The following is an 11630-nucleotide window of genomic DNA, read 5'->3' as shown; positions in this document are numbered from 1 at the left end:
GGGACCCGGCAGGCGTCAGAGGTTGATGATGTACTGCTTGACGTCGTTCGGGTTCTTGACGAGGTCGCAGACGCTCGCGGTGTCGGCCGGCTTGGCATCTGTGTAGGTTTCCAGCACCGACCATTTGCGGTCCTTCACCTCGGCAAGGAAGGCGTTGCGGACGGTGTGATGGGTCGGCTTGTCCAGCGAGACCTTGCCGCTCGGACCGTCGAAGACGAGACCGCTTTCGAGCGCCTCGATCACCTTCATGCGGTCGATGCTGCCCGCCTTCTTGACGCCCTCGGCCCAGAGCATCACGCCCTCATAGGTGCAGGCGGCGAGCTCGCTGATGTAAGGCGTATCCGGATGCGCCTTCTTGATCTTCTCGACGAAGCTCTTGGAGGCCGGCGTGGTGAGCTCCTCGAAATAGCCGTAGGCGCCGATGACTGCGTCGCTTTCGGCGGCGTCGAGCGTCGAGGGCTCGTTGACCAGGCCGAATGTGGTGGAGGCGATCGGGATCTTCCCCTTCATGCCGGCCGCGGTCCACTGCCGGTAGAACGCGGTGTGGTTGCCGCCGACCAGCGCCGACAGGATGAGATCGGGCTTCGCCGCCTGGATCTTCGAGATGGTGGAGCCGAAATTGGTGACGTCGAGCGGGAAGAAATCGGTCGAGAGGATCTCGCCGCCATTGTCCTTCATGTATTTGGTCATCCACTTCGCGGTGATCTGACCGTAATTGTAGTCGGCGGCGATGATGTAGGCCTTCTTGCCCGACTTCTTGATCGCGCTCGGCACCAGCTTCTCGACCGTCTGCGCCGGCGTCGTGCCGGTGCAGAAGGTGTTGCGGTCGCAGACGCCGCCTTCGTACAGCGTGTTGTAGAAATACAGCACCTTGAAGCGGTCGAAGGTCGGCCGGATCGCCTCGCGCGAGGCCGAGGTGATGCCGCCATGGACGACGTCGACCTTGTCCTTCACCGCCAGCTGCTGGGCGTATTGCGAGTACATCTGGATGTTGGACTGGGTGTCGTAGTGGATCACCTTCAGCGGCCGCCCCAGCAGGCCGCCGCCGGCATTGATCTCGTCGACGGCGAGCTGCAGCGCATAGACCATCGGCGTGCCGGAGGTTCCGATGGGGCCGGACTGGTCATGCAGGCTGCCGACCGTGATCGGGTTCTCGGCCGCGAGCGCGCCCGAGCGGAACACCGCAGGTGCCGCGATCAGCGTCGACGTCGCGATGGCCGAGCGCTGCAGGAAACGACGGCGAGAAAGAGTCATAAGGTTCCCCATGGGTTGGTGATGCTGTTTCACGAGCCGCTTAAAGTTTAAAATTACAATATTTGAAAAGGCAAGCTATTTTTGGCGCAGGGCCCCGCCCTAGCGCGACGCGACGACGGCAAAATCGTAGCCGTCGAGCTCGGCAAGATGGATCGGATGGCGGCTGCCAACCACGGGCTGCGCCTCGGTGCCGCGGGCGGTTCGCCGCTGCAGCGTGCGCCCGAAGAAGCGTCGGACGTCACGCACATCGAAGCTCCCGGCGCGCTCGATCAGCGCGGCGAGTGCGTGAATTCCCTCGTAGCAGGACTCGCCATAACCGTTCGCCGGCGGCGGATTGTCGCCGAACGCCGTGTAGTAGCGTTCCAGAAAGGCGCCGTTGTTGCGCGAGCGCAGCGAGGCGAAATAGCTCGACGCGACGTAGACGTTCTCGGTCTCGCTGCTGTCGAGGCCGTAGACGATGGTCTCGTCGAACGCCGAGGAGAAGCGCAGCACGTGGCGGCTGAGGCCCGCCGCGCAGAAGGCGCGGTTGAACGCGATGCAGTCGAATCCGAGAAAGACCGGCAGGACGGCGTCGCTGCGCGTGGTCTTGATGCGGTCGAGCATCTCGTCGAAATCATGCACGCCGACCGGCGCGTAGTGCTCGCCGGTGACCGTCCCGCCGTAGCGCGCGATCAGGCGCTTGGCGATCTGCAGCGAGGAGCGCGGCCAGATGTAGTCGTTGCCGCACAGGAAGAAGCGCCGGGCGCGCTTGTCCGCGGAGAGCCATTCGATCGCGGGCGCCAGCAATTCGTCGGCGGTCTCACCCGTGGTCATGACATCGCTGTCCGGCGACAGGCCTTCGAACTGCGGCGTGTAGACGAACGGCACCCGGCCGCGCGTGGCCTGCGCGACGGGGTCGCGGGCGTAGCTCGGCAGCATGCCGACCAGACCGTCGACGGCGAGCTCATCCACCGCTTCGGTGGCCGCCCGTCCCGCGCTGGCGCCGCTGGCACCGGCGTCGATCACGACGAGTTCCACCGGCCTGCGGCGGATGCCCGCAGCCTGGTTGAGCTCGGTCACGGCCAGCCGCCCACAGGCTTCGGCGGAGGGCGCCCACAACCCTGCCGAGCCGCGCTGAGGAATGATCAGGCCGATCCGAACGCTGCGCAAACGTGCCGCCTCTGCTGTTGCAAAGGAAGTGCACTCACGAATCGTGCCAAGCGCGGTTTCCCGCCGGCGATGTCGTTTGTGTACCAAAGATCGGCGATTTAGGTCCGCCGGGCGGCAGCTGATCAAAAGATCGACTCACCATCGCCCAAACATTGAGCAACCGATGCCAAGGCCTTGGTGACCGCCGGACGCCCGCGACCCACGCGGCGGCGCCATCACCCTTGCTCAGCCAAATCCCTTGCTCACCCGAGTCTCTTGCGCATCGGGTAGGAGGCGGCCGTGCCGAACTTGCCGGTGGGAGCGCCCAGATCAGCATAGCCGCGGGCCAGGTAGAATCGGTGCGCGGTTTCGGTGCTGAGCAGAGCGACGTCGCGCGCGCCGAGCGCGACTGCACGCCGCTCCAGTTCCGCCAGCAGCGCCGAGCTGATCCCGCGAAAGCGCGCGCGCGGCGACACGTAGTTGAGCGTGATCTCGTCGGGATGCGCGAGGCCACCGACGGCGAGGATCGCATCATCCTCGACCGCGACGAGCAAGGATCGCCCTTGTCCGTCCGCCCATTGCGCAACCGTCTCCGGCGTCTTGTTGGCGAGCCAGCGGCCGAGGATCTGCGGGTCGCCGCGATGATCGGCAAAGCACAATTCGGAAATGGACGCGCGCACCACGGCACAGGCGTCCCCGGCGTCGTCGGGCGTTGCATCCCGGATGATCATCGCAGTCTCCCTCCCGAACAGAGGGAACGCGATGCTCCCCCCCCTGCTACTCGCGCTTGCCCTGCACCCAGCTCTCGAGCATCTGCAGCGCCGAGGCGCGGTCGTCGTCCGAGGCCTTGGCGAAGGCGCGGTTATAGCTCTCCTTGATCCAGGCTTCGTCCGGACCGGCGCTGTCGCGCGCCAAGGTGAGCCACATCAGGCCGCGCGCCGCCTGCCGCGGCAGACGGTCGCCGTTGAACAGCATCTGTCCAAGCAAGGCCTGGGCCTGATGCTGGCCCTTCTGCGCGGCGAGGCCGAGCCAGCGGGCGCCATAGCGGAAGTCGTCGCGCGAGGCATCCGCGGTCTTGAGGTACATCCGCGCCAGATCGTACTGGGCATCGGCATTGCCGAAATAGGACGCCGCGTAGGAGAACATCTCGCGCGCGCGATCCGGATCCGCCTTCACCTTCGTGTTCGGGATGCCGCTCAGATAATAGCGGCCGAGCGCCACGAAAGCGTTGGCCACGATCTGCGCCTGCGGCGCCGACGGGCTGTCCTCCGCATGCGCATTGGCGATGCGGCTGAAATAGTCGAACGCCCGCATGTCGTCGCGCGCGACGCCGTCGCCCGCGGCATACATCCGCCCGAGCTTGAACTGCGCCACAGGGTGACCTTCCTCCGCCGCATATTGCAGCGCAGTCAGGGATTGCGTGGGGTTCGTGGTGGCCGTCGTCGCCGGCACGGCCTTGCGCAGCCCGGCGGCGCCGGCCTGCGGTCCAGCCACGGCGATCGCCGGCTCCTGATTGACCGGCGCGCCATCGAACGCGAATGACGGCGCGGCCCAGGCGAGCGGGGCAACCCCCAGCATCAATGCGAAAATGATCCGATCAGATGTCCGCATAGCAATACTTCTCTTGCGCACCACCTGGGTGAGTCACGGCGCCCGCGACGGCCGGTCCCACCTGCTGGGCATATTTCCAAAGTGCACCTGACGTGTGATGGGTCTCACGCGGCGTCCACTTGGTCTTGCGTGCAGCCAATTCGGCATCGCTCAACTTGACGTTAAGGATACCGTCGACTGCATCGATCTCGATGATGTCGCCATCCTCGACCAGGGCGATCGGTCCACCGATGGCCGCCTCCGGTCCGATATGGCCGATGCAGAAGCCGCGGGTCGCGCCCGAGAACCGGCCATCGGTGATGAGCGCGATCTTGCCGCCCATCCCCTGCCCGGTCAGCGCCGCCGTGGTCTGCAGCATTTCCCTCATGCCCGGGCCGCCGCGCGGTCCCTCATAGCGAATGACGATGACCTCGCCTTCGCGATAGGTCCGCTTCTGAACGGCCTCAAAGGCATCCTCTTCCCGATCGAAGCAGCGGGCCGGCCCAGAGAATTTCAAGTTCGACATGCCCGCGACTTTCACGATCGCGCCCTCTGGCGCGAGATTGCCTTTCAGACCGACGACACCACCGGTTGCAGTGATCGGCTGGTCAGCCGGCCTCACCACGTCCTGGTGCGGATTCCATTTCACGCCTTTGAGGTTCTCGGCGATCGTCCGGCCGGTGACTGTGAGGCAGTCGCCGTTCAAATAGCCATGGTCGAGCAACGTCTTCATCAGAAGCGGAATGCCACCAGCCTCGAACATGTCTTTGGCGACATAGCGGCCACCCGGCTTCAAATCCGCGATATAAGGTGTCTTTTTGAAGATTTCGGCGACATCAAATAAGTCGAACTTGATACCGGCCTCATGTGCAATCGCAGGTAGGTGCAACGCAGCGTTGGTCGAGCCGCCCGAGGCCGCCACGACGGCCGCGGCATTTTCCAGCGCGGCCCGGGTGACGATGTCGCGCGGCCGGATGTTGGCGGCGATCAGCTCCATCACCTTCTCGCCGGCGGTCATGCAGAAGGAATCGCGAATCTCGTAAGGCGCCGGCGCGCCGGCCGAGTATGGCAGAGCCAGCCCGATCGCCTCCGACACCGTCGCCATCGTATTGGCGGTGAACTGCGCGCCGCAGGCGCCGGCCGACGGGCAGGCGACGCGCTCGAGCTCGTCGAGGTCCTCGTCCGACATCGCGCCGACCGAATGCTTGCCGACGGCCTCGAACATGTCCTGCACCGTGACCTGCTGGCCACGGAAATTGCCCGGCAGGATCGAGCCGCCATAGATGAAGATCGAAGGCACGTTGAGCCGGACCATCGCCATCATCATGCCCGGCAGCGATTTGTCGCAGCCGGCGAGGCCAACCAGCGCGTCGTAGGCGTGGCCACGGATCGTCAGCTCGACCGAATCGGCGATGGCCTCGCGCGAGGGCAGCGACGAGCGCATGCCGTCATGGCCCATGGCGATGCCGTCGGTGACGGTGATGGTGCAGAACTCGCGCGGCGTGCCGCCGGCATGCGCAACGCCCTTCTTGACCGCCTGGGCCTGCCGCATCAGCGAGATGTTGCAGGGCGCGGCCTCGTTCCAGCACGAGGCGACGCCGACGAAGGGCTGATGGATCTGGGCCGTGGTCAGGCCCATCGCGTAGAGATAGGACCGATGCGGCGCACGCTCCGGCCCTTCCGTCACATGACGGCTGGGCAGCCTGCGCTTGATGTCGGTCTTCGCGTCCATCGCTGTTCTGGCCTCCCGGTGCTGCGGAGAACGCTAAAATCCTGGAAGTGGATTTTCGGCAACCTCACACGCACTGGTACTTCTTCTGATCAAACTATTTCACGACCAGGTGTGGCTAAAAAGCGGCGCCTTTGCGGAGCGCCGGAGATCGTTACCAAAACTTCGTAAACTGTGGCTAGGCCGCAACATTCGTGGCTGTTGCGCAACCATCACAGAAGCAATTCGATACCGTCCGCCTACTCAGGCACCACTCCAGCCGCTCGGATCATCGGCCACCATTTGCCGATTTCGTCCCGTTGCAGGGTTCCGAGGGCGTCTGGCGAGCGCTGGTCGGGCCGCGGCATCTGCAACCCCAGGTTTTTCAATTGATTCTGTACATCTGTGTCTTCCAGGGCGGCGACCGCAGCGGCATTGAGCGTCTCGACGATCTCTTTCGCCCCCCCCTTCGGCAGCCAGAGTCCCGACCACAGCGTCATGTGGAAGCCCGGCAGGCCCGCCTCGTCGGTCGTCGGAATCTCCGGCGCGCTGTCGAGACGCTTGGCATCGGTGACGGCATAGGCGCGGATCATCCCGGCGCGCACCTGGTTGATGGCGTTCGAGGTCTGGTCGACGATCAGATCGATCTGGCCGCCGATGAGATCGTTCATGGCAGGGCCCGTGCCGCGATAGGGTACGTATTGCAGCTTGATGCCGGTGACCTGCTCGAAATAGAGCCCGGCGATGTGGCTGCCCGAGCCGTTGCCTGCCGTGCCGGCGGACGCAGGATTCGGCTGCGCCTTCAGCCAGGCGATGAATTCGGACAGCGATTTCGCCGGCACGTTGGTCTTGCTGACGATGATCATTGGATTGCTCGGCAGCAGCACGACCGGCTCCAGATCGGCGACGAGATCGTAGCCGAGCCGATAGACCGCGCCGTTCGCCACATGCGTGCCGAGATGGCCGAAGCTCACGGTGTAGCCATCGGGCTTGGACCGCACCGCGCGCCCCACCCCGATCGAGCCGCCGGCGCCAGTCACGTTCTCGACCAGCACGGGCTGTCCGAGCGTCCGCTTCATATGCTCGGCCAGGATGCGCATCATCGCATCGGACGGACCACCTGCAGCGAACGGCACGATCACCGTGATCGGACGCGAGGGGTAGGTCTCCGCAGCAGCGGGACCCACAAACAGAGCAAGCGCCATCACCACAGCGCCGAACAGGCGTCGCATCGCGGTCCTCCCTGCGCGGCCTGATCTCTTGTCAGACGATCAGGCACAAGGCCGCAAAGCCGATCGTCCGGTTAGAACTGAGTGTAGTCGATCGGCTGGTGACGATCGAGGGCCCGGCTGACCGGCGGCAGCGGGTATTTCAGACCGGTCGCGCAATTGAACAGCATCACGCGATCGCTTGTCGCCACACGGCCGTCGGCAAGACTCTGCTTGTAGGCGGCGTAGGTCGCGGCCCCTTCGGGGCACAGCAGCAGCCCCTCCTCGCGCGCGACCTCGTTCAGGCCGGCCGAGATGGCGTCGTCGTCAACAGCGATGGCGAAGCCACCGCTCTCGCGCACCGCGCGCAGGATGAGAAAATCCCCCACCGCCTGCGGAACACGGATGCCCGAGGCAATGGTGTGCGCATCCTCCCAGCGCGTCGCATGTTCGACGCCAGCTTCGTAAGCGCGCACCATCGGCGCGCAGCCGGAGGCCTGCACCGCGACCATGCGCGGGCGCTTCGAACCGATGAAACCAATCTTCTCCAACTCGTCGAACGCCTTCCACATCCCGATCAGGCCGGTGCCACCCCCGGTCGGATAGAAGATCACGTCGGGCACGTCCCAACCGAGCTGCTCGGCAAGCTCGAGGCCCATCGTCTTCTTGCCCTCGATCCGATACGGCTCCTTGAGCGTGGAGGTGTCGAACCAGCCGACCTTGGCCTTGCCCTCGCCGACGATCTTGCCGCAATCATCGATCAGGCCGTTGACGCGGTAGACGGTCGCGCCCTGCAGCTCGATCTCGCTGACATTCACCTCCGGCGTATCGGCCGGACAGAAGATCGTGGTCTTGATGCCGCAGGAGGTCGCGTAGGCGGCCAGCGCCGCACCCGCATTGCCGTTGGTCGGCATCGCCATGTGCCGGATGCCGAGCGCCTTGCCCATCGACACCGCCATGACCAGGCCGCGCGCCTTGAACGAGCCGGTCGGCAGCCGTCCCTCATCTTTCACGATGATCTCGCCGCCGCCGAGCTTCTTCGACAGCTTGGGCAGACTGATCAGCGGCGTCATCACCTCGCCGAGGCTGACGATGTCCTGGCATTTGCGCACCGGCAGCAGCTCGCGGTAGCGCCACATGTCGGCCGGCCGCTGCGCCAGCGCATCCTTGGTCAGCGCCTGCTTCACCCCGGCCAAGTCGTAGCGCACCAGCAGCGGCTTGCCAGCCTTGGAGAGGTTGTGGATCTGATCGGCGGCATAGTGATCGCCGACCATCGCGCATTCGAGATGCGTGACGAAGGTCGGGCGTTCGATGGTGAGGTTGTCGCTGGATTTCACGGATCGTCGCCTCTCGTTGCTGACTTCAGCCTCACGCCTCAATGAAATTGGCTTTTCAGCCACGGCACGCGTTGTCGTGCCTCGGTTTCGGCTGTGTCCGCTGAATCATAGATTCCGCAGTCAGGCCCCGGCAGTTCCCACCCTTCGTCATCCGCGTACGTGAACTGTGACCCAGCGCGACGCCACTGCCTCCGAAATGTATAGTGGCCGTCAGGACGCTGCAAAATCAGCACGCGCTCGTTACCATCGGGGCTCTCGAGAGTTTTGATGTCGATAGTCCCGCTTTAACGCACCTTACATGTTCAGCACGCGGCCATAGGCGTCGAGCACGGCTTCCTTCATCATCTCCGACAAGGTCGGATGCGGGAACACCGTGTGCATCAGCTCTTCCTCGGTCGTCTCCAGGTTCATCGCCACGACATAGCCCTGGATCAGCTCGGTGACCTCGGCGCCGACCATGTGGGCGCCGATCAGCTGGCCGGTCTTCTTGTCGAAGATCACCTTGACCAGGCCCTGGTCCTCGCCGAGCGCGATCGCCTTGCCGTTGCCGACGAAGGGGAAGCGGCCGACACGGATGTCGCGGCCCTGCTCCTTGGCCTTGGCCTCGGTGAGTCCGACGGAGGCGACCTGCGGGTGGCAATAGGTGCAGCCGGGGATCAAGTTCTTGTCCATCGCATGCGGATGCAGGCCCTTGATGGCCTCGATGCAGACCACGCCCTCATGCTCGGCCTTGTGCGCCAGCATCGGCGGACCGGCGACGTCGCCGATGGCGTAGATGCCGGGCACGTTGGTCTTGCCGTAGCCGTCGATGACGATGCAGCCGCGGTCGGTCTTCACGCCGAGCTTCTCGAGCCCGAGATTCTCGATATTGCCGACCACGCCGACCGCCGAGATCACGCGCTCGAACTCGACCGACTCGGTCTTGCCCTTGCCGTCGTCGATCGTGGCCACCACGCTGTCGCTCTTCTTGTCGAGCTTGGTGACCTTGGCGCCGGTCATGATCTTGAGGCCCTGCTTCTCCAGCTGCTTGCGGGCCAGGCCTGCGATCTCCGCGTCTTCCACCGGCAGGATCTGCGGCAGCACCTCGACCACCGTCACCTCGGAGCCCATGGTGCGGAAGAACGAGGCGAACTCGATGCCGATCGCGCCGGAGCCGACCACCAGCAGCGACTTCGGCATCTTCTCCGGCACCATCGCCTCGAAATAGGTCCAGACCAGCTTCTTGTCCGGCTCGAGGCCCGGCAGCACACGCGGGCGCGCGCCGGTCGCGACGATGATGTGCTTGGCCTGATAGACGCCCTCGCCCAGCACGCCCTTCGGCGCCTCGACGTCGGACTTGGTCACCGTGACCTTGCCGGGCGCGTCGATCGCGGCCTTGCCCCAGATCACCTGGACCTTGTTCTTCTTCATCAGGAAGCCGACGCCGTCGTTCAGCCGCTTCGAGACGCCGCGCGAGCGGGCCACCACCGCCTTCGGATCGTAGGAGATCTTTTCCGCCGACAGGCCGTAGTCCTTGGCGTGCTGCATGTAGTGATAGATCTCGGCCGAACGCAGCAGCGCCTTGGTCGGGATGCAGCCCCAGTTCAGGCAGATGCCGCCGAGATAGGATTTCTCGATGATTGCGGTCTTGAAGCCGAGTTGCGCGGCGCGGATCGCGGTGACGTAGCCGCCCGGACCTGAGCCGATGATGATGACGTCGAAGGATGTGTCGGCCATTACGGCTCCCATTCAACTGAAGCAGTTGGAAATCAGATGGTCGTGGTGCTGCCGACGGAACGTAGACAGATCAAGGCTCGAATAATCGCCTCCAGCAGCATCAGCACGGCGCAGATGGCGAATCCGGCGAGCACGATTGGCGCCCAGATGCCGCGCGACAACGCCTCGCCGGAGAAAAAAGCAGAATGGATGACGTCGATCCCGAGCGGGTTGGCGAACATCGCGACGCTGACCAGTGCCGTGATCCAGGGCCACCGCGTTCTGATGCGCATGCGCCGGCCCCGTTTGCCATCCCGCTCCGGAAAGCAACGTCACACCATCATCATCACGGGATTCTCGATCAGCTGCTTGAAGGCGCCGATCAGCTCGGCGCCGAGCGCGCCGTCGATCGCGCGGTGATCGCATGACAGGGTCACGCTCATCATGCTCGCGATCTCGATCTTGCCGTTGCGCACCACGGGGCGTTCCTCCGAGGTGCCGACCGCGAGGATCGTCGCATGCGGCGGATTGATCACCGCCGTGAAGTGCGTGATGCCGTACATGCCAAGGTTCGACACCGCCGTGGTGCCGCCCTGATATTCCTCCGGCTTCAGCTTGCGCGAGCGGGCGCGCGCGGCAAAGTCCTTCATCTCGCCCGAGATCGCCGACAGCGTCTTGGTCTCGGCCTTGCGGATGATCGGCGTGATCAGGCCGCCCGGCATGGCGACGGCGACACCGACGTCGGAATGCTTGTGCTTGACCATGCCGCCTTCGGTCCAGCTGACGTTGCAGTTCGGGATCCGCTGCAGCGCCACTGCCATCGCCTTGATGACGAAGTCGTTGACCGAGAGCTTGTAGAGCGGCTTCTTGTCCTTGTCCTTCGGCGCGGCCGCATTGATCTCCTCGCGGGCGGCCAGCAGCTTGCCGATATCGCAGTCGATCGTGAGGTAGAAGTGCGGCACGGTCTGCGTCGCCGCGGTCAGGCGCTGCGCGATGGTGCGGCGCATGCCGTCATGCGGGATGATGTCGTAGGAGCCGGGCTCGAACAGCGCCAGGATCTGCTTGTCGGACATCGAGGGCGCAACCGCAGGTCCGGCCGCCGCGGCAGGAGCCGCCGCCGGGGCTTTCAGGCCCTTGCCCGACTTCGCCTCCTCCACGTCGCGCGCAACGACACGGCCATGCGGACCGGTGCCGGAGATGCGGCCGAGATCGATGCCGGCATCCTTGGCGAGACGGCGCGCCAGCGGCGAGGAGAATACGCGGGCGTGACCATTGAGTTGAGGCGCAGCGGCGGGCGCGGGCGCAGCAGGAGCCGTGGCCGGCTTCGGCGCGGGCGCAGCTGCCGGGGCAGCAGCGGCTGCGGGAGCCGCCGCTGCGGCGGGCTTGGCCTCAGGCTTGGCTTCAGGCTTGGCTTCAGGCTTGGGCGCGGCTGCTGCCGGCGCGCTGCCGGCCGCCTTGACGTCCTCGCCCTCGCCGGCGAGCACGGCGATCACGTCATTGACAGGAACGTCCTGCGTGCCCTCGGGCACCAGGATCTTGGCGAGCGTGCCTTCGTCGACCGCCTCGACTTCCATCGTGGCCTTGTCGGTCTCGATCTCGGCGATGACCTCGCCTGACTTGACCTGGTCGCCTTCCTTCTTGAGCCAACGAGCAAGGTTGCCCTTCTCCATCGTCGGCGACAGCGCGGGCATGAGAATGTTGATCGGCATG

The 11630-nt window shown here is 65.0% G+C and carries 10 protein-coding genes; all 10 read right to left on the bottom strand.

What is annotated here, in order from left to right; genetic code table 11:
- Nucleotides 1–15 precede the first annotated feature (15 nt).
- Complete coding sequence (locus QQL87_RS04465; protein WP_284418846.1) at nucleotides 16–1254, bottom strand: urea ABC transporter substrate-binding protein; 1239 nt, start codon at nucleotides 1252–1254, stop codon at nucleotides 16–18.
- A gap of 99 nt (nucleotides 1255–1353) precedes the next feature.
- Nucleotides 1354–2403 (bottom strand): substrate-binding domain-containing protein, encoded by a 1050-nt coding sequence (locus QQL87_RS04460; protein WP_284418845.1) that lies wholly within the window; start codon nucleotides 2401–2403, stop codon nucleotides 1354–1356.
- A gap of 242 nt (nucleotides 2404–2645) precedes the next feature.
- Nucleotides 2646–3113 carry a GNAT family N-acetyltransferase gene (locus QQL87_RS04455; protein WP_284418844.1) on the bottom strand — a complete coding sequence of 156 codons (468 nt, stop codon included), beginning with the start codon at nucleotides 3111–3113 and terminating at the stop codon, nucleotides 2646–2648.
- A gap of 46 nt (nucleotides 3114–3159) precedes the next feature.
- Complete coding sequence (locus QQL87_RS04450) at nucleotides 3160–3993, bottom strand: tetratricopeptide repeat protein (RefSeq protein ID WP_284418843.1); 834 nt, start codon at nucleotides 3991–3993, stop codon at nucleotides 3160–3162.
- Nucleotides 3980–5704, bottom strand: a complete 1725-nt coding sequence (gene ilvD, locus QQL87_RS04445; RefSeq protein ID WP_284418841.1) for a dihydroxy-acid dehydratase — start codon at nucleotides 5702–5704, stop codon at nucleotides 3980–3982. The genes QQL87_RS04450 and ilvD overlap by 14 nt, the downstream gene beginning before the upstream one ends.
- Before the next feature lie 236 nt (nucleotides 5705–5940).
- The gene (locus QQL87_RS04440; RefSeq protein WP_284418840.1) at nucleotides 5941–6912 is read right to left on the bottom strand and encodes a tripartite tricarboxylate transporter substrate binding protein BugD; all 972 of its coding nucleotides are present in this window, start codon (nucleotides 6910–6912) and stop codon (nucleotides 5941–5943) included.
- A gap of 71 nt (nucleotides 6913–6983) precedes the next feature.
- The gene (locus QQL87_RS04435) at nucleotides 6984–8225 is read right to left on the bottom strand and encodes a threonine synthase (RefSeq protein WP_284418839.1); all 1242 of its coding nucleotides are present in this window, start codon (nucleotides 8223–8225) and stop codon (nucleotides 6984–6986) included.
- 294 nt (nucleotides 8226–8519) lie between these two features.
- Nucleotides 8520–9941: a dihydrolipoyl dehydrogenase gene (lpdA, locus tag QQL87_RS04430; protein ID WP_284418838.1), complete on the bottom strand. Its 1422-nt coding sequence runs from the start codon at nucleotides 9939–9941 to the stop codon at nucleotides 8520–8522.
- A 32-nt stretch (nucleotides 9942–9973) separates the two neighbouring features.
- Nucleotides 9974–10162 carry a hypothetical protein gene (locus QQL87_RS04425; RefSeq protein WP_284418836.1) on the bottom strand — a complete coding sequence of 63 codons (189 nt, stop codon included), beginning with the start codon at nucleotides 10160–10162 and terminating at the stop codon, nucleotides 9974–9976.
- Nucleotides 10163–10252: 90 nt separating this feature from the next.
- Entirely contained in the window at nucleotides 10253–11629 is a 1377-nt protein-coding gene (locus QQL87_RS04420; RefSeq protein WP_284418835.1) for a pyruvate dehydrogenase complex dihydrolipoamide acetyltransferase, read from the bottom strand.
- Nucleotide 11630 lies beyond the last annotated feature (1 nt).

The sequence above is a fragment of the Bradyrhizobium sp. SSBR45G genome (assembly GCF_030159255.1).
Taxonomy (GTDB): domain Bacteria; phylum Pseudomonadota; class Alphaproteobacteria; order Rhizobiales; family Xanthobacteraceae; genus Bradyrhizobium.
The sequence above is the reverse complement of the archived record's forward strand: the minus strand, read 5'-3'. Positions and strand labels throughout refer to the sequence as shown.

Excerpts from the sequence above, each read along its gene's own strand:
- QQL87_RS04465 (WP_284418846.1), bottom strand. The coding sequence starts at position 1,254 with ATGACTCTTTCTCGCCGTCGTTTCCTGCAGCGCTCGGCCATCGCGACG.
- QQL87_RS04455 (WP_284418844.1), bottom strand. The coding sequence starts at position 3,113 with ATGATCATCCGGGATGCAACGCCCGACGACGCCGGGGACGCCTGTGCC.
- QQL87_RS04450 (WP_284418843.1), bottom strand. The coding sequence starts at position 3,993 with ATGCGGACATCTGATCGGATCATTTTCGCATTGATGCTGGGGGTTGCC.
- ilvD (WP_284418841.1), bottom strand. The coding sequence starts at position 5,704 with ATGGACGCGAAGACCGACATCAAGCGCAGGCTGCCCAGCCGTCATGTG.
- QQL87_RS04440 (WP_284418840.1), bottom strand. The coding sequence starts at position 6,912 with ATGCGACGCCTGTTCGGCGCTGTGGTGATGGCGCTTGCTCTGTTTGTG.
- lpdA (WP_284418838.1), bottom strand. The coding sequence starts at position 9,941 with ATGGCCGACACATCCTTCGACGTCATCATCATCGGCTCAGGTCCGGGC.
- QQL87_RS04425 (WP_284418836.1), bottom strand. The coding sequence starts at position 10,162 with ATGTTCGCCAACCCGCTCGGGATCGACGTCATCCATTCTGCTTTTTTC.
- QQL87_RS04420 (WP_284418835.1), bottom strand. The coding sequence starts at position 11,629 with ATGCCGATCAACATTCTCATGCCCGCGCTGTCGCCGACGATGGAGAAG.